Source organism: Methylobacterium segetis (assembly GCF_004348265.1).
Classification (GTDB): Bacteria; Pseudomonadota; Alphaproteobacteria; order Rhizobiales; family Beijerinckiaceae; genus Methylobacterium; species Methylobacterium segetis.
Map to the genome: position 1 here is coordinate 1 of NZ_SMNT01000096.1, position 19,064 is coordinate 19,064.

Sequence of the window (19,064 nt, forward strand, 5' to 3'; positions counted from 1 at the left end):
GCTTCGTGCGGCTCTGACGAGCCGAGCGTGTTTCAAGTCCTTCCCGTCAATCCAACAGGAGATCCATCATGAAGTGGTCTGCCCCCATCGTTCAGGAAGTCTGCGTCGGCATGGAAGTCACCAGCTACGAGTCGGCTGAGATCGACACCTTCCACTAAGGCTTCGTGCGGCTCTGACGAGCCGAGCGTGTTTCAAGTCCTTCCCGTCAATCCAACAGGAGATCCATCATGAAGTGGTCTGCCCCCATCGTTCAGGAAGTCTGCGTCGGCATGGAAGTCACCAGCTACGAGTCGGCTGAGATCGACACCTTCCACTAAGGCTTCGTGCGGCTCTGACGAGCCGAGCGTGTTTCAAGTCCTTCCCGTCAATCCAACAGGAGATCCATCATGAAGTGGTCTGCCCCCATCGTTCAGGAAGTCTGCGTCGGCATGGAAGTCACCAGCTACGAGTCGGCTGAGATCGACACCTTCCACTAAGGCTTCGTGCGGCTCTGACGAGCCGAGCGTGTTTCAAGTCCTTCCCGTCAATCCAACAGGAGATCCATCATGAAGTGGTCTGCCCCCATCGTTCAGGAAGTCTGCGTCGGCATGGAAGTCACCAGCTACGAGTCGGCTGAGATCGACACCTTCCACTAAGCTGACGGTCGCTTCAGCGAACCGGCTTCGGGCGCCGTTTCCCTCGGGAAGCGGCGCCCTTTCCTTTTGGTGGACCCGAGCGCGGGAAGTGGTCTCCGAGCCGCCCGGCTCACGCGCACCGGACATGCACGATGCGCGACAGCCGGGCGCCCCGCGAAGGGCATCCCGGCTGTTGTCGTGTGTGACCTGATTCGGATGTCGACCCTGCGCCCGTGGTGGGCCGGCAACATGATCTCCGCAGATCGCGCAGCCGCCTCACCGTGCAGGAGCGGAGCAGCGGCCTTCCCGCCAGGGGATGTGCCCTCCGGCCGCAGCCGGCCCGCCGTCAGAGGCGGTAGCGGATCTGGTCCGTCCAGAAGCGCTCCAGCCGGCCGAGCGCAAGGTTGAGCCGTCCGAAATCGTCGTCCGAGATGCCGCCGATCGGCTGGATCGTGCGGGCATGCTTGTCGTAGAGGCCCTGGATGATCTCGTGCACCTGCCGTCCCTTGTCGGTGAGGCTGATGCGCACCGAGCGCCGGTCCGTCTTCGAGCGGGCGTGGTGCAGGTAGCCCGCTTCGACGAGCTTCTTGACGTTGTAGGACACGTTCGAGCCGAGATAGTAGCCCTTGGTCCGCAGCTCGCTCGCGGTCAGCTCCTTGTCGCCGATATTGTAGAGGAGCAGGGCCTGGACGCTGTTGACGTCCTCGCGCCCGCGACGCTCGAACTCGTCCTTGATGACGTCGAGCAGGCGCCGGTGCAGGCGCTCCACGAGGTGCAGCGCCTCGAGGTACGAGCCGCTCGCCACGGAGGCGTCGGGGGCGGAGGTGGTTTCGACAACCTTGATGGCCTGGTTCTTCATCGTGTGCCTCACCCGGTTCGTTGTGCCGGCCGCCGCGAGGTTCGGCGCCGCTTATGGGCTCAACGTATGGGTCGGGAATGAAAGGCGATTTAAGCGACAGGATGAATTCGCGATTTACTTCTCTGGGTAAATGCAAACTGAAACAGTCCCGTCAACCTTCCATTTACCGGCCCTCGCGGGCCGCGAACCAGGATAATGCAAAGTAAACTGCAACAATACTTGCCTGCGCGATCAGAAGCGGCAGAGGCGCGGGCAGAAGCTGCGGTGTGAGCACCGCGAGCGTCAGCGCGGACGTCGCCGCGAGCAGCCAGATCACGCCGCCCCAGGCGCTGGTCAGCCAGAGCCCGACCGCGGCCGTCAGGTCGATCACGGCGAGATAGACGATCACCGCCTGCCGGCCCACCGGCTCGGTCTCAAAGGCTCTGGCGCCGGGCACCACGTCGAGGATGGTCGCCCAGGCATGGACGCCCTTGGCGAGCCAGAGCAGCGCGGTGATGCGCATGAACCAGATGAGGATCGTGTCCCAGGTCGTGCGCGGCGCGCTCGCCCCCCGCTCGATCCGGTCGCCCGACAGGTCCCCGACCGCGGCGCGACCGATGCGTCCCGGCCCGCGCATCTCAGGCGAACCGCGGCTCGGGCCGGCCCGACGGCCCGAAGGCCGCCCGAACGGCATCGAGATCCACGTCCTCGAGGCGGGCAGGCCGCCAATCGGGCATGCCGTCCTTGTCGACGATCACGGACCGCACCCCCTCGAAGAAGTCCGTGCCCTCCATCAGGCGGGTGACGAGGCGGTACTCGGCGAGGATGGCCTCGGCGAGGCTGAGATTTGGTCCCCGCCGCATCTGCTCGCGGGCGATGCAGAGGCTGGTCGGCGAGCGCGTGCGCAGGAGCGCCGCCGTCTCCGCCGCGAAGGCGGAGCCGGCCTCGGCCCGCGCGTCGAGCCGGGCCAGGATCTCGGGGACCGATTCGGCCTCGAAGCAGGCGTCGATATCCGCCCGTTGCGCAACGAGCGGTCCGGCCTGAGGCGCAGGCGCGGCGTGCGCCTCGATCGCGTCGGCCACGGCCACGCCGTCGGACAGCCGGTCTAGAAGCGCGTCGAACGCGGAGGCGGGCACGTGATGCGTGGCGAGCCCGACCGCGAGGGCGTCACCGGCGCCGATGCGGGCGCCCGTCAGCGCGAGGTAGGAGCCCGTGCGCCCGGGCAGGCGCGGCAGCGAATGCGTCATCCCGACATCGGGGAAGAAGCCGATCCCGACCTCCGGCATGGCGAAGGCGTAGTTCGCGCCCGCGACCCGGTAGTCGCCGTGAAGCGAGATCCCGACGCCGCCGCCCATCACGATCCCGTCGATGAGCGAGAGGTACGGCTTCGGGTAGCGGCCCACATAGGCGACGAGCCCGTACTCGCCCGCCCAGATGGCGTAGAGTTCCGCCTCGTCCCCGGCCCGCGCGACCTCGTAGATCCGGCGGATGTCGCCGCCCGCGCAGAAGGCGCGCCCGCCCGCACCGCGGACCGCGACACGGCTGACGGAATCGTCCTCCTCCCAGGCGCGGAGCTGCGCGTGCATCGCGCGGATCATCGGCAGGGACAGGGCGTTGAGCGCCTTCGGCCGGTTGAGGGTGACGAGACCGAGGGGGCCGCGCCGCTCGAACAGGATCTCGCCTCCGGCCTCGCTCGTCATGCTCTGCGGGTCTCCCATGCGCGACGCTTAGACTCCGACGAGACGGCCCGCGTCAACCGAGCCCACGGAGAGACGGGTTCCCCGCCAAATCGCGAAGTGATAGGCCCGGCCTCGCGGTGGCCCCGGGCCTGCCGCGGCGCCACGGAAGAACAAGCCCAGCCATGTCGCAGAACCGATCGAACGATACGCCCCAGCCGCGACCGCTCGCGGTGGAGACCGCCCGGGAAGGCGGGCGCGGCGAGAGCCTGACGATCACCCAGCGCCCGCGCCGTAACCGCAAGGCGGAATGGTCCCGCCGCCTCGTGCGCGAGCATACGCTCACCGTGGACGACCTGATCTGGCCGCTCTTCGTGATCGAGGGCAGCGGCCGCCGGGAGCCCATCGCCTCGATGCCCGGCGTCGAGCGCCTGAGCGTGGACGAGGTCGTGCGCGATGCCGAGCGCGCGGCCCGGCTCGGTATCCCGGCGATCTCCTTCTTTCCGTACACGGAGAAGGAGTTGCGCGATCCCACGGGCTCGGAGGCGCTCAACCGCAACAACCTCGTCTGCCGGGCTGTGCGGGCGGTGAAAGCGGCGGTTCCCGAGATCGGCGTCATGACCGACGTCGCCCTCGACCCCTACACGAGCCACGGCCATGACGGGCTCTTGGAGGAGGGCGCCATCCTCAACGACGAGACGGTGGCGCTCCTCGTGGAGCAGAGCCTGATCCAGGCCGAGGCCGGCACCGACATCATCGCCCCCTCCGACATGATGGACGGCCGCGTCGGCGCGATCCGGGCCGGGCTCGACAGGGCCGGCTTCCGCGACGTCCAGATCATGGCCTACGCGGCGAAATACGCGAGCGCCTTCTACGGGCCCTTCCGCGACGCGATCGGCACGCAGGCGGCGCTGGTGGGCGACAAGCGCACCTACCAGATGGATCCGGGCAACGGCGCCGAAGCCCTGCGCGAGGTCGCCCTCGACCTCGCCGAGGGGGCGGATTCCGTGATGGTGAAGCCGGGCCTGCCCTATCTCGACATCATCCGCCGGGTGAAGGACGAGTTCGCGGTGCCGACCTTCGCCTACCAGGTGTCGGGCGAGTACGCGATGATCGAGGCCGCGGCCCGCAACGGCTGGCTCGACGGCGAGCGCGCGATGGCGGAGAGCCTGCTCGCCTTCAAGCGCGCGGGCGCCGACGGGGTGCTGACCTACTACGCCCCGCGCATCGCCGAGCGCCTGCGCGCCGGGGCGTGACGCGGCTCGGCGCCCGCGGGCTTCTGCTCGCCGGCGCGCTCGGCGGATTTCTCCTCAGCCTCGCCGCCTGCGAGAGCGCGGTGCAGCACCAGCGCATCACCCTCTGCCGGCGCGCCGTGCCGGCGCTGGTGCCGGGCGAGACGGACATGAGGATCCTGCGGGTGGGCGCCGGCCCCGCCCCCGACAGCGTGCGCGTCGACTACGCGACCGGACCGCGGCCCCACACCGCCCTCTGCCGCTTCAACGCGGGCGCGGAGCTGATCGCCGTCACGCATGACGGCACGGCCCTGAACGGCGCCGCGCTGTACCTCCTCAAGCGCTACTACCTCGACACGCCGGACGCCGAGGCCGCGGACCCGGGAGAAGCCCTGCGCCGGAATTGAGCGCCGAAGCCTGATCGAGCGACAACCTGCCGTCGTAAGTGTCATGAGATTCTATCGCAGTGCGAAAAATTGGTGCACGGATGCTGCACTGCATTAAGAATCTGTTCGTACGAAAACGATCAAATATCGCTCATCTTCCGCTGGATTAAGCAGAAAATGAGCAGTGCCGAGCTGTCAGCCGGACCGGAAAACCTGACGACGCTCGTCGATCGCTCGACCAGCGCCCTGAAAATCTCGACCTCGACCAGCATCGGATCGATCCGAAACATCACGCGGCGCATGCATCTGCTGGCGATGAACGCGCTGATCGAGGCGGCGCATGCGGGCTCCCACGGGGCCGGCTTCTCGGTCGTGGCGCAGGAGGTCCGGGGCGTCGCGGGCGAGATCGACGGACTGACGGCGCGGCTCGGCACCTCGCTCGGCGAGGGCGTGGCCACGCTCACGGAGGCGGTGGGCCGGCTCGCCGCCGAGGCACGGTCGGCGCGCTGCGTCGATCTCGCCCTCAACGCGATCGAGATCATCGACCGCAATCTCTACGAGCGCACCTGCGACGTGCGCTGGTGGGCGACCGACGCCGCCGTCGTCGATTGCGCCGCGGACCCGACCGAGGAGGCGAGAGCCTTCGCGAGCCGGCGGCTCGGCGTCATCCTCTCCTCCTACACGGTCTATCTCGATCTCTGGCTGTGCGGCCTGGATGGCCGGGTGATCGCCAACGGGCGGCCCGACCGTTTCGACGTGCGCGGGCGCGACGTGCGGGCCGAGCCCTGGTTCGAGCGGGCCCGCCGCCTCACCTGCGGGGACGAGTTCGCGGTGGCCGATGTCGGCCGCTCGGCGGGGCTCGGCGGCGCCCAGACCGCGACCTACGCGGCCTCGGTGCGCGAGGGGGGCGAGGCGATGGGGCGCCCCCTCGGCTACCTCGCGATCCATTTCGACTGGGAGCCTCAGGCGCGGGCCGTGGTGGAGGGCGTGCGGCTTGCCGCCGACGAGCGGGCGCGCAGCCGGGTGCTGCTCCTCGACGCGGAGAACCGCGTTCTCGCCTGCTCGAAGGGCAAGGGCCTCCTGTCGGAGCGCTACCCGCTGCGCACGGAGGGGGCCACGCACGGCGCCTATGTCGATGCGGGCGGGCGCCTCGTCGCCTTCCACGCCACGCCCGGCTACGAGACCTATCAGGGGCTCGGCTGGCGGGGCGTGATCGAACAGGAGCCCGGCTGAGGGCGGTCCGACCTTGAGCGGGAGGATTCCGCTTCCTACCTCATCGGGGGCGATCGTCTCGCCCCGTGAGGACGCGGCCATGCTCAATCCCCCGCCCGGTTACGCCGAGCGCCTCGACGCGCCCGGCTACAATGCCCCGATGACCCTGCCCGCCCTGCGCGGCAGCCTCGGGGCCCGCTTCGTCGCCTACCTGCTCGACATCCTGTTCATCCTCGGCTTCTCGACCCTGCTCTGGATCGCGATCGCGGTGATCGGAGTGATCACGTTTGGGCTGGGGTGGACGTTGTTCGCGATCATGCCCGCGAGCGGCGTGCTCTACAGCATGATCACGGTCGGCGGCGCGAAGCAGAGCACGATCGGGATGCGCATGATGGGCCTGCGCGTCGCCACCGAGAGCGGGCGCCCGGTCGACATGATCACGGCCGCGGTGCACGCGCTGCTGTTCTACGTGGCGCTCTCGACCTTCCTGCTCTGGTGCGTCGACGTGCTGTTCGGGGTGGTGCGCAGCGACCGGCGCCTCGGGCACGACCTCATCCTCGGCCTCGCCGTGGTGCGGGCGGCCTGAACGGTCCGATTCCCGACGTTGAAATCCTCGCCGCGCGGCAAACGAGGCTGTTGAGCGGCGCCCCATCGACGCTAAACTCAGACGCGGCGGCGCGGCGCGCGCCGCCGGCCTCGAGGGCGACCTGAAGCGTGACGAGCCACCCGCGCGATACTCCCCAATTCTATCTCACGGCCCCCTCCCCCTGCCCCTACCTGCCGGGGCAGGAAGAGCGGAAGGTTTTCACCCACCTCGTCGGGCGGCGCGCCCGCGACCTCAACGAGATCCTGACGCAGGGGGGCTTCCGCCGCTCGCAGACCATCGCCTACCGGCCGGCCTGCGAGACCTGCCGGGCCTGCATCTCAGTGCGGGTGGTGGTGGACGATTTCCGGCCGACGGCGAGCCAGCGCCGCATCCTCGCCCGCAACGCCGACCTCGTCGGCAGCCCGGAGGCGAACCGGCCGGCCTCGGAGCAGTACGCCCTGTTCCGCCGCTATCTCGACGCCCGCCACGGCGACGGCGGCATGGTCGACATGACCGTGCTCGACTACGCCATGATGATCGAGGACAGCCACGTCGACACGCATCTCGTGACCTACCGCCGCCGCGGGCCGGACACGGCGATCAACGGCCGCGGGGCGGGCTCGCCCCTCGCCCTCTGCCTGACCGACGTCCTCGCCGACGGCCTGTCGATGGTCTACTCGTTCTACGATCCCGAGGCGGCCGCGCGCTCGCTCGGGACCTACATGATCCTCGACCACATCCTGCGGGCGCGGGCTCTCGGCCTGCCCTACCTCTATCTCGGCTACTGGGTCGAGGGCTCCCGCAAGATGGACTACAAGGCCCGCTTCCTGCCCCAGGAGCGGCTGCTGGCGCAGGGCTGGGCCCGGGTGGAGTAGCCCGCGCGCCCCGGGCACCCGCGGCGGGTCCCGGGACGACGCGGCCCGTCCCTCAGAACTGCGCGATCAGCTGCACGCGGATCAGCCGCGGCGCGCCCGGCGTGATGTTGTTGTTGCCGTCGGCGGTGGCGATGTAGCGGCGGTCGAACAGGTTCTCGATGTTGAGCTGCGCCCGCACCGTGTCGCTCACCCGGTAGAACAGGCCGAGGTCGACCCGGGAGAAGCTCGGCAGCCGCACCGTGTTGTCCGAGGACGCGAAGGTGTGGGTCTGGTTGATGAAGCCGACGCCGAAGGAGAAGCGCTCCGTCACGTCGAACTTGTTCCACAGGGTGAAGGTGTTGAAGGGCACGAGGCCGACCGTGTTGCCGGCCACGATCGTGGTCGACACGTTGCTCGCGATGCGCGCATCCGTGAAGGCGTAGCCGCCCGCCACCTGCCACCAATCGGTGACGTAGCCGTTCGCGCCGATCTCCGCCCCTTGCGTGTTGGTGCGGCCGGACAGGAGGAAGAAGCCCGGCCGGTTCGGATCGGCCAGCCGCTGGTTCGTGCGGTCGAGGTTGTACAGCGCGCCCGTGAGCTGGAAGGACGGGTTGACGTCGTACTTCACGCCGATCTCGGCATTCTCGAACTTCTCCGGCTGCGCGATCGCCGTGCCGGCGCTGAGCGCGCTGAACTGGTCGCCCGCCGACGGCAGGTAGGACACGCTGTAGCTGCCGTAGAAGGCGAGGTTCTCGAAGGGCTTCACGACGACGCCCGCGCGCGGGGACAGGAGGTCGTCGACGCGGCCGATCGTGGCGTTGCTGCGCCGGTCGCGGGAGGCGAAGTCGAAATGGTCGTAGCGCAGGCCGCCGATGAATTGCAGGTGCTCGTTCACCTCGATCTGGTCCTGCGCGTAGAGGGCGGCGAGGCCGAGATCGTAGAGGCTGTTGGCGCCCGACGGGATGTTGCGGAAGGTGACGCCGACGCGGCTCACGGGGCTCAGCGGGTTCACCACCAGGGTCTGCGTCCCGGTCGTGTTGAAGAACCCGTCCTGCCGGTAGGAGAGGCCCTGCTGGTAGCCGAGCTCGACGCCGCCGAGCAGGGTGTGGCGCAGCGGGCCGGTCTCGAACTTGTAGGTGAAGTCGTTCTGGCTGAAATAGTTCGTCCGGTCGGTCTCGTTGTTGTAGGCAGACAGGTTGACCTGCGTGCCGGCGGCGTTCACCGCCCCGCCGGGGAAGATGTTCTGATAGAACTTCTGGTAATCGGCGAAGCGGAGCTGGCTGTGCATCTGCACGCCGGATTCGAACTGGTGGTCGAGCACGGCGGTGGCGATGTTGGCGTCGACCCGCGCCCGGTTCAGGTCCGGATTGCCGAAGAAGGTCGCGGTGTTCTCGCGGTAGCGGTAGGGCCGGCCGAATTGCGAGGGGATGCCGCGGTCCGTGGTCCGGTCGTCGTGGAAGTACTCGTAGGAGAGCTTCAGGGTCGTCGCCGGCCCGAGCAGGAAGGTCATCGTCGGGTTGACGCCGTAGCGGCGGATGTCGACGAAGTCGCGATAGGTCGCCGTGTCCTCGAAGACGCCGTTGAGGCGGAAGAAGACGCTGTCGCTGACCCGGTCGCCCGCGTCGATCGCGACGCGCTTGTTCCCATACTGGCCGCCCTGGACGAGCACCTCGCGGATCGGAATGCCGTCCGCCTCCTTGAGGACGCGGTTGATGATGCCGCCGCCGCCGCCGCGGCCGAAGATCATCGCGTTCGGGCCCTTCAGCACCTCGATCCGCTGGGTGTTGTAGAGGTCGCGGAAATACTGGACGTCGTCGCGGATGCCGTTGACGAAGAAATCCGCGTTCGAGCGCTGGCCGCGGATGACGACGTCGTCGCGGTTGCCCTCGCCCTGGTGCGGGATCACGCCCGGCACGTAGCGGATCGCCTCGTTGATGCTCTGGAAGCCCTGATCGCGGATCTGCTGCTGCGTCACCACGGTGACGGATTGCGGCGTGTCGAGGAGCGGCGTGTCGGTCTTCGTCGCCGTCGAACTCCGCTTCGTCAGGTAGCCGACCGTATTGCCGCGCTGGCCCTCGACGCTGAGCTGGTCGAGGGTGACGCCCTCGCCGCCGGGAACGGGCTGAGCCAGAGCCGCAGGGCTCAGGGCGGTCCCGGCGAGAAGGATGCCGACGACGCAGGCTTCAGTGGTATGTCTCATCCGATCCCGCCCTCGTTGCGCCCTGTTTTTCTCAAGACGTCCGCACGTCTCGGCGTGCGGTGATGCGAGGCGCTGTAATCGAGACGATTGCGCGAGCAAGCCGTCGTGCGCGGCAAATCACTCCTTGCTTGTTTGAAGGAATTCTAAGAAGGAATTTAATCAGAATGCTAAGGTGATCCGCAGCAATACGAATCCTGGCCCGACATTCATCCTGGAATTCTTCCAGTGTGTTTCCGGATATGTCTGGATGTGGCTAACGAGCAACATTCCGCGCGCTCGATGACGCGGCGGGACGGCCGTCGGGGCGCGTCGGACCACCTGTGACCGGCAGGCCACAGGCGAGCACGAATCAACAACACAGCTTGCATCCGCCACATTTCGCCCGCTTGAGCGTGAGCGCATGGGCGGACCGGGACCACGAGAGAGGACCACCATGCCGACCTCATTCCCCCGTCCGGACCTGCGCCCCCTCGAAGCGGCCGCCCTGCGCGGCGTCGTGAAGGGCCTCGCTCCCCTGCTCTGCGACGCGTTGCCACCCGTGCACCACGCCCCCCTCAGCCACGAGATGGCCGCGCTGATCGACCGGCTGCATGCCGGGCCCCTCGGCGCCACGGCTCGCCGCCGGGCGGCTTGAGGGCGCTGTTCGAGCCCTTGCCGGGCCGCGCCCTGGGGACGCCATCAACAGCCGGCTTCTTTTCGCGAGCAACCCATCATCACCCACGTGCGTTGGTCGTCCCCAAGATGAAATAAGGACAGCGGCAAAAGCGTGCTGTTCTAGGGAGCGCACGCTTTGCTGTATTTCACACGCGACACGTGTAACCTGATGCTTGCGCCGGCGCGGATCGCGGCCGATGCTGTAAAGCTCGCGTGCGAAAATCCGTTCAACCCGTTCGCCGCCGCGCCGGGCAGCCGCATGATGGCGGCGTCCTGTGAGATCTTCGAGCGCGCCACCCGCACCTACGCCAAACCCATCTTCGATCTCGGCGTGCCCGAGCGCGTCGTCTGGGAGCGTCCGTTCTGCCGGGTGGTCGCCTTCGGCGAGATTGCTCCGGAGGCGCGCTCAACCAAGCCGAAGCTGCTCCTCGTCGCGCCGATGTCGGGCCACTACGCCACGCTGCTGCGCGGCACCGTCGAGGCCTTCCTCGAGACGCACCAGGTCTTCATCACCGACTGGCTCGACGCCAAGGAGGTGCCGCTGTCGGCGGGGCGGTTCGACCTCGACGATTACGTCGATTACTGCATCGCCATGTTCTCGGCGCTCGGCCCCGACCTCAACGTCGCGGCCGTCTGCCAGCCCTCGGTGCCGGTGCTCGCCGCCATCGCCCGGATGGAGGCCGAGGACCATCCGCGCATCCCGCAGACCGCCACCCTCATCGGCGGCCCCATCGACACCCGCGTCTCGCCGACCGCGGTGAACCGCCTCGCCTCGGAGCGCGGCCTGCCCTGGTTCGAGCGGCACTGCATCCACACCGTGCCGTGGGGGCATGCGGGCCAGGGCCGCTCGGTCTATCCCGGCTTCCTGCAGCTGACCGGCTTCGTGAGCATGAACCTCGACCGCCACCTCTCGGCGCATTGGGACATGTTCAACCACCTCGTCGAGGGCGACGGCGACTCGGCCGCCAAGCACCGCAGCTTCTACGACGAGTATCTCGCGGTGATGGACCTCACTGCCGAGTTCTACCTGCAGACGATCGAGCGCGTCTTCATCACGCACGACCTGCCGCGCGGCCGCATGATGCATCGCGGCCGGCCGGTCGACCTCGCCGCGATCCGCCGCTGCGCGATCATGGCCGTCGAGGGCGAGAAGGACGACATCACCGGCGTCGGCCAGACCCGGGCGGTGCTCGACCTGACGGGGAACCTGCCGGAGGCGAAGAAAGCCTATCACCTGCAGCCCGGCGCCGGGCATTACGGCATCTTCAACGGCTCGCGCTTCCGCGCGGAGATCGCCCCGAAGCTCTCGGCCTTCATGGCGGCCCATGCCCGGCCGATCGAGCAGCCCCGCGCGGCGCGCCGGCCGATCCTCGTCGCGGCGACGCCCCGCCCGGCGGCCCGGCCCCTGCCGCACGCCGCGCCCCTCCTCGGCCCGGACCGGGCCGGGCGGGCGGAGATCGAGGCCGAGCCGCGGAGGCAGCGCGTCCGCGTGATCGCGCAGGCGTGATCCCGGAACGGGCGCGCTCTAACCTAACTGAAGGCAGCCCGGGCCGGGCCATGCGAGACCTCCCGTCGGAGCGCCGCACCGACGGGGTCGTGACATGCCGCAGGAGACGGGGCAGGAGGAGTCGGGGGAGCCGGAGACGGGGCACCTGAAAGGCCGCGTCGTGCTGCTCGTCGAGGACGATTACTTCCTCGCCTCCGACCTGCAGCGCCACTTCGCGGCGAGCGGCGCGGAGATCGTCGGGCCGGTCCCCAGCGTCACGGAGGCGCTCACGCTGATCGCGGCGACGCCGGCCCTCGACGCGGCGGTGCTCGACATCAACCTGCGCGGCGAGATGGCGTTTCCGGTCGCCGACGCCCTGATCGCGCGCGGCGTGCCGTTCCTGTTCGCGACGGGCTACAGCGCGGGGACGCTGCCCCCGCGCTACGGCGGGCTCCGCCATTGCGAGAAGCCGATCGAGCCGCAGCAGATCGCCGAACTCCTCTGCGCGAGCGGGCTGGCCGATCCCGCCCCGCACCCGACATCCCCGGCGGCCTGACCGGCCTCAGCAGGCCCCGGCGGCTTGGCCGCCCTCAGCAGGCCCCGGCGGCCTGGCCGCCCTCAGCAGGCCCCGGCGGCTTGGCCGCCCTCAGCAGGCATTGGCCGGAAACAGCGCCCGGCAGGCGCGGTCGAGGCTGTCGAGCCGCCGGATCAGCGGCTCCCGGCGACGCTGCCGCTCCGCCTCCAGGCGCTGCAGGTCCGGCCGCCCCCGTGGCGCGGCTCCGGGCTGCGCGACCGCCGCCGCCTCGCTCGCCTCCTCGCAGGCCACCGCGAAATCCGTCTCGACATCGGCGAGGGCCGCGAGGACGTGCTGGATCTCGCCGAGCAGGACCTCGTGATCGACCGGGGCTTGGAGAGCCGAAAGGGGAGTCATCGCCGCCTCCTCACACGCATCGTCTCCGGGAGGGCGAGGCTTAGCACGAACGGGCGGGCGCGGCATGACCTGTGGAAGCATTGCCACGCCCCCGAGAGTCCCGGCCCGCTCATGCCGCGATCGCGCCTTCCGCGCACCGTCTTAGGGTTGACGAAACCATTGTGCTGCATCATGTCCGTCGCAGTCGCGAGACCCTGCCCGAGGCAGAACCGCGACCCCACTGGAACCTGCAAACCCCATGCCCAGCGACAGTAGTCGATGGTTCGTGCCGCCTTCGGCCGCCCGCGAGACCCGCGCCTGATCGCTTGATCGGGCTCGCCCGCGAACGGCCCCCGGCGGCCGTTCGAACGAGGTGAGCCATGACGACCCTCAAGACCCGCACCCGGCGCGCGCCCAAGGCCGCCTCCCGCACCTCGCGCGACCGGAGCATCGCCCTCATCATCGTCTTCATGATGGGGCTCGTCTTCGTCCCCGTCCTCGGCCTGCACGTCGCCGCCGCCCTCGGCGGCCTCGACAACGCGCCCGCTCTCGCGAGCGCCCCGCCGGCGACCGCAATCAGCGCCGCCCGCGAGGCGCGGGACCGGCGCGGCTGAGCCCTTCGGCCCTCGGGTGAGGCTGCCTCGGGCTAGGCTGCCTCGCGACTGACAAACTCTCTCCCTAACCGACCGGCCGGGGGATGGAGAGACGACATGCGGATCGCGACCCTTCTCGCCGGCCTGCTGCTGACCAGCGCGGCCCAGGCGCAGGACAAGCCGCAGGACAGGGCGCCGGACAAGGCCCGCCAGGAGTACAACCGGGCCGACCTCGTCCGCGGCCTCTGCCAGCCGGACGGCTGCGACGAGTTCGCGATCCTGGCCGTCGAGACCGTGCGGACGGACCCGGAGGGCACCCTCAAGCGGACCCGCTTCAAGACCTTCCACGCGAGCCCGAGCGGGCGCGAGCCCCGCACCGAGGAGACGGGCTACGTCTATTGCTCGCCGACCCGGCCCGCGCTCGTCGCCGAGAAGCAGGGGCGCACGGTGGGCATCCTGCTCGCGCCCTTCGCGACCCAGGATTCCCGCGAGACCGTGCGCCGCTACGCCAACGTCGCCGCGACCTACTTCGCGGTCTGCCACGGGCTCGAGAGCGGGCGCGCGGCCGCCCGGGACCTCGCGGGCACCGCGGGCGCCCTCGGCTACCGGGTCGCCGCGCCCCAGACCGAGACGATCGACCTGCGCCGGCCCGAGGACATTGCCGGGCCGGCGCGCCCGCCCTCCGCCGCCCCCGCCGACGCCCAGGCCGCGAAGGCGCCCCCCGGCCGGATCCCGGCGCCCCGGGCCGCCCCCGGCGAGGAGCCGGAGCCGACGGGCAAGGAGCCCCTCCCCGAGGATTGAGCCCGGCGGGCGGGGATTGAACCAGACGGGTGCGCCGTGGTTACCTACGGTGCCCGGGGCCGCCCCGCCGCATCATCGCGCGCCTCGACCGTCGGCGTCCGGGCAGCTGCCCGGGCCGCGGCAACAAGGGAGAGGTGAATGGGACAGGCGACGCCCCCTGCACGGACCGCTCTCGTCGTCGAGGACGATCGAACGCTGCGCACCCTCGCCGCCGCGGTCCTGGAGGAGACGGAGCTCCGGGTGATCGAGGCGGATAGCGGCGAGGAGGCCCTGCACCACCTGCGCGCCCATGCCGACGAGGTGGCCCTGATCTTCGCGGACGTGCGGCTGCCCTGCATCCTCGACGGGGTAGACCTCGCCCGGGCGGTGAGCACCCGCTGGCCCTGGATCAAGCTGCTCCTGACCTCCGGCGACCCGGGCGACCGGATCGAGCACCTGCCCGCCGGCGCGACCTACCTGCAGAAGCCGTGGCGCTCCATCGACGTGCTGCGGGCCGCCGAGCAGGCGGCCGCCCTCCGCTGAGCCCTCAGCGCTGCCACTCCCAGCCCCGCGCCTTCGGCGGCAGCGGGCTCAGCGAGTGCAAGCCCCCCGTCACGTAGGGAAGCGGCACCGCGAGCGCCGGCTCCGGCTCCTGCGCGGGTGCCGGCGCGGGGGCGACCGAGCCGGTCGTCACCGGCAGGATGTCCGGGTCGGCGCTGGCGAGCGCGACGGGGGCGGGCTTCTCCCGCCGGACGACGCGCTCGATATAGACCGGGACCTCCCGCTCCACGACCACGACCCGCACGCCGCGCCCGTGCCGCGCGAGGCGGCGCCCGCCGCGTGCCGCGTGGAAGCCCGCCCGCTGCACGTCCCGGCGGAAGGCCCGCTCCGAGACGCAGATCCCGCGGGAGGGACGATAATATTGGCCCGATCGGCAATGGGCCGCCTCCGCCGTCGAGATGCCGAGGAGGCAGACGAACCCCGCCGCCCATACGGCCGGTGCGCTGGATGCCATCACGGATACTCCACCTGTCATTGCACGCACTCGACCAGCCAACTCCAACGCAACCGCGCTGATCATCCTCGATTGGGGTGCGTATTTATGTCGAAAATACGTTTCGCTTCGCAGTCCAATTCCGTACCATCCATTGACGATAACATTTGCTGATCTTCGACGTTGCTTGCTCACGTGACTGGAACGGGCTGCAAGGCCCGGCGAGCGGGTCCTGCAAGAGGACCCTGCCGGCCCACGGACGCCTTGCCTTCCCCCGGCGCATTGAATAGCCAACGCCCGTCAGCCCGCACGAAGCCCCGGGGCCGGTGAACGGCCGGCGCGCGGCGGGCGGCCCCGCAGGAAGCGTCACGCATGATCCCCCGCTACAGCCGCCCCGCGATGACCGCGATCTGGTCGCCGGAAACCCGCTTCCGGATCTGGTTCGAGATCGAGGCGCACGCCACGACCGCGCTCGCCGAGATCGGCGTCGTGCCGCGGGAGGCCGCCGAGAGGGTCTGGGAGAAGGGCCGCGACGCGGTCTTCGACGTCGCCCGCATCGACGCCATCGAGGCGGTGACGAAGCACGACGTGATCGCCTTCCTGACGCATCTGGCCGAGATCGTCGGACCCGAGGCGCGCTTCGTCCACCAGGGCATGACCTCGTCGGACGTGCTCGACACCTGCCTCAACGTGCAGCTCGTGCGCGCGGCCGACATTCTGATCGCCGACGTCGACGCGCTGCTCGCCGCCCTCAAGCGCCGCGCCTTCGAGCACCGGCTCACGCCGACGATCGGCCGCTCGCACGGCATCCACGCCGAGCCCGTCACCTTCGGCCTCAAGCTCGCCCAGGCCTATGCCGAGTTCGAGCGGGCCCGCGCCCGCCTCGTCGCGGCCCGCGAGGAGGTCGCCACCTGCGCGATCTCGGGCGCGGTCGGCACCTTCGCCAACATCGACCCGCGGGTGGAGGAATACGTCGCCAAGCAGATGGGCCTGACGCCGGAGCCCGTCTCGACGCAGGTGATCCCGCGCGACCGGCACGCCATGTTCTTCGCCACCCTCGGCGTCGTCGCCTCCTCCGTGGAGCGCCTCTCGATCGAGATCCGCCACCTGCAGCGCACCGAGGTGCTGGAGGCCGAGGAATTCTTCTCCGAGGGGCAGAAGGGCTCCTCGGCGATGCCGCACAAGCGCAACCCGGTTCTGACCGAGAACATGACCGGCCTCGCCCGCATGGTGCGGGCCTACGCGCTGCCCGCGATGGAGAACGTCGCGCTCTGGCACGAGCGGGACATCTCGCACTCCTCCGTCGAGCGGATGATCGGGCCGGACGCCACGATCACCCTCGACTTCGCCCTGGCGCGGCTGACCGGCGTCGTCGACAAGCTGCTGATCTACCCCGCCAACATGCAGAAGAACCTCGACCGTCTCGGCGGGCTCGTCCACTCGCAGCGGGTGTTGCTGGCGCTGACCCAGGCCGGGCTGTCGCGGGAGGATTCCTACCGCCTCGTCCAGCGCAACGCGATGCCGGTCTGGCGCGGCGAGGGCGACTTCCTGACCCTGCTCAAGGCGGACCCGGAGGTCACCGCGGCGCTGCGCCCGGAGCAGATCGAGGAATGCTTCGACCTCGCCTACCACTTCAAGCACGTGGACACGATCTTCGAGCGGGTGTTCGGCGGACAGGCCTGACGCGCGCTCCGTCCGAACCCGACGAAGCGGGCGCAAACCGGACCGAGCCGAGCGTGACCGCTTGACGGCCACGCCGCGACGGACGACCTCTACGGGCGGACACAAGTCCTGCATCTAGAGGTTGCGGCGTGCTGCTCGACCGGATTCTAGAGTGGGCCTTCGGGATGAGCGGCCTCAGCGGCCGGCTCACCGTCACGACGGCGAGCGGCTACCGCTTCGACGCGGGCGACGGGTGCGGTCCCGAAGTCGCGATCCGCTTCCGCGACGCGGCGGCCGAGCGCGCCGCCCTGCTCGACCCGGAATTGCGCCTCGGCGAGCTCTTCACGGACGGGCGGCTCACCATCGAGGACGGGACGCTGCCCGACCTGATGGCGGTCCTGCTCGCGGCCAACCACGGCTCGCCGCCCTTCCCGCCCCTGCGCGGGCACGGGCTGGCGCGGGCCCTCCTGCGCCGCCTCCTCGACCGCAACGGCCCGGAGCGGGCCCGGCACAACGTCGCCCGGCACTACGACCTCGACGGGCGGCTCTACGGCCTCTTCCTCGACGCGGACTGGCAATATTCCTGCGCCTATTACGCGGCGCCCGGGATCGACCTCGACGCCGCGCAGGCCGCCAAGAAGCGCCACATCGCCGCGAAGGTCATGGCGGGCCCGGGCCACCGGGTTCTCGACATCGGCTGCGGCTGGGGCGGGCTCGGGCTCTACCTCGCCGAGGTGGCGGGCTGCGCCTCGGTGCGCGGCATCACCCTCTCGGCCGAGCAGCACGCGGCGGCGCGGGGGCGCGCCCTGGCGCGGGGGCTCGAGGAGCAGGTGCAGTTCGCGCTCGAGGATTACCGGACGGTGCGCGGCAGCTTCGACCGCATCGTGTCGGTCGGCATGTTCGAGCATGTGGGGCCGGCCCATTACGCCTCCTTCTTCCAGATCTGCCGGGAGCGCCTCGCCGAGGACGGGGTGATGCTCCTGCACACGATCGGCCGCACGGGGCGGCCCGCGGCCACGAACCCCTGGATCACCCGCTACATCTTCCCCGGCGGCCACCTGCCGACGCTCTCGGAGATGGTGCCGGCGATCGAGGCCTCGGGCCTCGTCGTCAACGACGTCGAGGTGCTGCGCCTGCACTACGCCGCGACCCTGCGGGACTGGCGCACCCGCTTCCTCGCCCGGCGGGCGGAGGCCGAGCGCCTCTACGACGCCCGCTTCTGCCGGATGTGGGACTGGTATCTCGCGGCGGCCGAGGCCGCCTTCCGGCACGAGGACGCGGTCGTGTTCCAGATCCTCCTCGCCCGCCGCAACGACGTGGTGCCGGCGACGCGCGACTACATCGCGCGCGCCGAGCGGCGTCTGCGTCGGCGCGAAGCCGCTCTCTCGCCCCCCCGTGAGCGGGCGGGCGGAACGGGCCTCACGCACTACCGTTGAGCTTGCAACCGAGACCGTCTTCCTCGCCGAGGAGCCACCCGTGCCGCATGCCCAGCCGATCCCCTTCGCCCCGTCCGTCGAGACGCCCGCGCCCGACGAGGCGGAGACGCACGATGGGATGATCGCCACCTTCGCCAAGATCCAGGGCACCACGCTCAAGGATTACGGACACGCCGTGCGCGGCGTGCACGCGAAGGGCCACGGCCTCCTCACCGGCAGGCTGGAGGTGCTGCCCGGCCTCGACCCGGCGCTCGCGCAGGGGCTCTTCGCGAAGCCCGGCACGCACGACGTCGTGCTGCGCCTCTCGACCAACCCCGGCGACATCCTCGACGACAGCGTCTCGACGCCTCGCGGCCTCGCGGTCAAGATCCTCGGCGTCGAGGGCGAGCGCCTGCCGGGTGCCGACGGCGCGACCCAGGATTTCGTGATGGCGAACGCGCCCGCCTTCGTGGCGCCGGACGGCAAGGCCTTCCTCAAGAGCCTGAAGCTGCTCGCGGCGACGACCGACACGCCGCAGATCTTCAAGAAGGCCTTCTCCGCGACGCTGCGCGGCGTCGAGACGGTGCTGGAGGCGCTGGGCACCAAGAGCCCGACGGTGATCGCGCTCGGCGGCCACCCGGAGACGCACATCCTCGGCGAGACCTTCTACAGCCAGGTCCCGGTGCGCTGGGGCGACTACGTGGCGAAGGTCGCGGTGGCGCCCGTCTCGCCCGAACTGACCGCGCTGACCAATGCCGCGCTCAACGTCAACGGGAAGCCCAACGGCCTGCGCGAGGCCGTCACCGCCTTCTTCGCGGAGCACGAGGGCGTCTGGGAGCTGCGGGCGCAGCTCTGGACGAACCGGGAGACGATGCCGATCGAGGACGCCTCGGTGCCCTGGCCGGAGGAGGAGAGCCCCTACCGGGCGGTGGCCCGCATCACCGTCCCCCGGCAGGACGCCTGGAGCGAGGG

Annotated in this window: 24 protein-coding genes; 18 read left to right on the forward strand and 6 right to left on the reverse strand. The window is 70.1% G+C overall.

Features of this window, described 5'->3' with window-relative positions; translation table 11 throughout:
• Nucleotides 1-68 precede the first annotated feature (68 nt).
• The 4 genes from pqqA (E1J50_RS20680) to pqqA (E1J50_RS20695) all read left to right on the forward strand — a co-directional run bounded on the left by pqqA (E1J50_RS20680) (nucleotide 69) and on the right by pqqA (E1J50_RS20695) (nucleotide 635).
• On the forward strand, nucleotides 69-158 hold the full coding sequence (gene pqqA / locus E1J50_RS20680) for a pyrroloquinoline quinone precursor peptide PqqA (protein ID WP_109888207.1): 90 nt from the start codon (nucleotides 69-71) through the stop codon (nucleotides 156-158).
• Between the two features lie 69 nt (nucleotides 159-227).
• Nucleotides 228-317 (forward strand): pyrroloquinoline quinone precursor peptide PqqA, encoded by a 90-nt coding sequence (pqqA, locus tag E1J50_RS20685; protein WP_109888207.1) that lies wholly within the window; start codon nucleotides 228-230, stop codon nucleotides 315-317.
• A gap of 69 nt (nucleotides 318-386) precedes the next feature.
• The gene (pqqA, locus tag E1J50_RS20690; protein WP_109888207.1) at nucleotides 387-476 is read left to right on the forward strand and encodes a pyrroloquinoline quinone precursor peptide PqqA; all 90 of its coding nucleotides are present in this window, start codon (nucleotides 387-389) and stop codon (nucleotides 474-476) included.
• A 69-nt stretch (nucleotides 477-545) separates the two neighbouring features.
• On the forward strand, nucleotides 546-635 hold the full coding sequence (gene pqqA, locus E1J50_RS20695; RefSeq protein WP_109888207.1) for a pyrroloquinoline quinone precursor peptide PqqA: 90 nt from the start codon (nucleotides 546-548) through the stop codon (nucleotides 633-635).
• A gap of 325 nt (nucleotides 636-960) precedes the next feature.
• Here pqqA (E1J50_RS20695) and ldtR read toward each other — a convergent pair whose 3' ends face one another.
• The 3 genes from ldtR to E1J50_RS20710 form a co-directional block, all read right to left on the reverse strand.
• On the reverse strand, nucleotides 961-1,473 hold the full coding sequence (ldtR, locus tag E1J50_RS20700; RefSeq protein ID WP_132255687.1) for a transcriptional regulator LdtR: 513 nt from the start codon (nucleotides 1,471-1,473) through the stop codon (nucleotides 961-963).
• A gap of 163 nt (nucleotides 1,474-1,636) precedes the next feature.
• The gene (locus E1J50_RS20705) at nucleotides 1,637-2,089 is read right to left on the reverse strand and encodes a DUF6163 family protein (RefSeq protein WP_132255688.1); all 453 of its coding nucleotides are present in this window, start codon (nucleotides 2,087-2,089) and stop codon (nucleotides 1,637-1,639) included.
• A 1-nt stretch (nucleotide 2,090) separates the two neighbouring features.
• Nucleotides 2,091-3,152 (reverse strand): enoyl-CoA hydratase/isomerase family protein, encoded by a 1,062-nt coding sequence (locus tag E1J50_RS20710; RefSeq protein WP_132255689.1) that lies wholly within the window; start codon nucleotides 3,150-3,152, stop codon nucleotides 2,091-2,093.
• 161 nt (nucleotides 3,153-3,313) lie between these two features.
• Between E1J50_RS20710 and hemB the strand changes: the two genes are divergently transcribed.
• The 5 genes from hemB (at nucleotide 3,314) to E1J50_RS20735 (ending at nucleotide 7,419) form a co-directional block, all read left to right on the forward strand.
• A complete protein-coding gene (gene hemB, locus E1J50_RS20715; RefSeq protein ID WP_132255690.1) occupies nucleotides 3,314-4,384 on the forward strand; it encodes a porphobilinogen synthase in 1,071 nt (356 codons plus the stop codon).
• A complete protein-coding gene (locus E1J50_RS20720) occupies nucleotides 4,381-4,767 on the forward strand; it encodes a hypothetical protein (RefSeq protein ID WP_245516673.1) in 387 nt (128 codons plus the stop codon). Before hemB ends, E1J50_RS20720 begins: the two co-directional genes overlap by 4 nt.
• 156 nt (nucleotides 4,768-4,923) lie before the next feature.
• Nucleotides 4,924-5,979 carry a methyl-accepting chemotaxis protein gene (locus E1J50_RS20725; RefSeq protein WP_132255691.1) on the forward strand — a complete coding sequence of 352 codons (1,056 nt, stop codon included), beginning with the start codon at nucleotides 4,924-4,926 and terminating at the stop codon, nucleotides 5,977-5,979.
• 79 nt (nucleotides 5,980-6,058) lie between these two features.
• A complete protein-coding gene (locus E1J50_RS20730; RefSeq protein WP_132255692.1) occupies nucleotides 6,059-6,544 on the forward strand; it encodes an RDD family protein in 486 nt (161 codons plus the stop codon).
• Nucleotides 6,545-6,672: 128 nt separating this feature from the next.
• A complete protein-coding gene (locus E1J50_RS20735) occupies nucleotides 6,673-7,419 on the forward strand; it encodes an arginyltransferase (RefSeq protein WP_132255693.1) in 747 nt (248 codons plus the stop codon).
• Between the two features lie 52 nt (nucleotides 7,420-7,471).
• Here the strand turns inward: E1J50_RS20735 and E1J50_RS20740 are convergent, their stop codons facing one another.
• Nucleotides 7,472-9,598, reverse strand: coding sequence for a TonB-dependent receptor (locus E1J50_RS20740; RefSeq protein ID WP_132255694.1), 2,127 nt, complete (start codon nucleotides 9,596-9,598; stop codon nucleotides 7,472-7,474).
• 433 nt (nucleotides 9,599-10,031) lie between these two features.
• Here E1J50_RS20740 and E1J50_RS20745 point away from each other — a divergent pair, with 433 nt between their 5' ends.
• The 3 genes from E1J50_RS20745 to E1J50_RS20755 all read left to right on the forward strand — a co-directional run bounded on the left by E1J50_RS20745 (nucleotide 10,032) and on the right by E1J50_RS20755 (nucleotide 12,294).
• Entirely contained in the window at nucleotides 10,032-10,232 is a 201-nt protein-coding gene (locus tag E1J50_RS20745) for a hypothetical protein (RefSeq protein ID WP_132255695.1), read from the forward strand.
• A gap of 156 nt (nucleotides 10,233-10,388) precedes the next feature.
• The gene (locus E1J50_RS20750) at nucleotides 10,389-11,759 is read left to right on the forward strand and encodes a polyhydroxyalkanoate depolymerase (protein ID WP_132255696.1); all 1,371 of its coding nucleotides are present in this window, start codon (nucleotides 10,389-10,391) and stop codon (nucleotides 11,757-11,759) included.
• Nucleotides 11,760-11,853: 94 nt separating this feature from the next.
• Entirely contained in the window at nucleotides 11,854-12,294 is a 441-nt protein-coding gene (locus E1J50_RS20755; protein ID WP_132255697.1) for a response regulator, read from the forward strand.
• Nucleotides 12,295-12,384: 90 nt separating this feature from the next.
• On the opposite strand, the gene E1J50_RS20760 is transcribed toward E1J50_RS20755, so the two are convergent.
• Entirely contained in the window at nucleotides 12,385-12,669 is a 285-nt protein-coding gene (locus tag E1J50_RS20760) for a hypothetical protein (protein ID WP_132255698.1), read from the reverse strand.
• A 359-nt stretch (nucleotides 12,670-13,028) separates the two neighbouring features.
• On the opposite strand from E1J50_RS20760, the gene E1J50_RS20765 reads away from it, so the two are divergent.
• From E1J50_RS20765 to E1J50_RS20775, 3 genes are all read left to right on the forward strand, one after another.
• Nucleotides 13,029-13,262 carry a hypothetical protein gene (locus E1J50_RS20765; RefSeq protein WP_132255699.1) on the forward strand — a complete coding sequence of 78 codons (234 nt, stop codon included), beginning with the start codon at nucleotides 13,029-13,031 and terminating at the stop codon, nucleotides 13,260-13,262.
• Between the two features lie 96 nt (nucleotides 13,263-13,358).
• Nucleotides 13,359-14,042: a hypothetical protein gene (locus E1J50_RS20770; protein ID WP_132255700.1), complete on the forward strand. Its 684-nt coding sequence runs from the start codon at nucleotides 13,359-13,361 to the stop codon at nucleotides 14,040-14,042.
• A 138-nt stretch (nucleotides 14,043-14,180) separates the two neighbouring features.
• Nucleotides 14,181-14,564 (forward strand): response regulator, encoded by a 384-nt coding sequence (locus E1J50_RS20775; RefSeq protein WP_132255701.1) that lies wholly within the window; start codon nucleotides 14,181-14,183, stop codon nucleotides 14,562-14,564.
• Between the two features lie 4 nt (nucleotides 14,565-14,568).
• Here E1J50_RS20775 and E1J50_RS20780 read toward each other — a convergent pair whose 3' ends face one another.
• Complete coding sequence (locus tag E1J50_RS20780) at nucleotides 14,569-15,036, reverse strand: hypothetical protein (RefSeq protein WP_132255702.1); 468 nt, start codon at nucleotides 15,034-15,036, stop codon at nucleotides 14,569-14,571.
• Between the two features lie 351 nt (nucleotides 15,037-15,387).
• Here E1J50_RS20780 and purB point away from each other — a divergent pair, with 351 nt between their 5' ends.
• The 3 genes from purB to E1J50_RS20795 form a co-directional block, all read left to right on the forward strand.
• The gene (gene purB, locus E1J50_RS20785; RefSeq protein WP_132255703.1) at nucleotides 15,388-16,698 is read left to right on the forward strand and encodes an adenylosuccinate lyase; all 1,311 of its coding nucleotides are present in this window, start codon (nucleotides 15,388-15,390) and stop codon (nucleotides 16,696-16,698) included.
• Between the two features lie 164 nt (nucleotides 16,699-16,862).
• Nucleotides 16,863-18,113 (forward strand): SAM-dependent methyltransferase, encoded by a 1,251-nt coding sequence (locus E1J50_RS20790; RefSeq protein WP_132255704.1) that lies wholly within the window; start codon nucleotides 16,863-16,865, stop codon nucleotides 18,111-18,113.
• A gap of 40 nt (nucleotides 18,114-18,153) precedes the next feature.
• On the forward strand, nucleotides 18,154-19,064 hold a 911-nt coding region (locus E1J50_RS20795), incomplete at its 3' end, for a catalase family protein (RefSeq protein ID WP_132255705.1).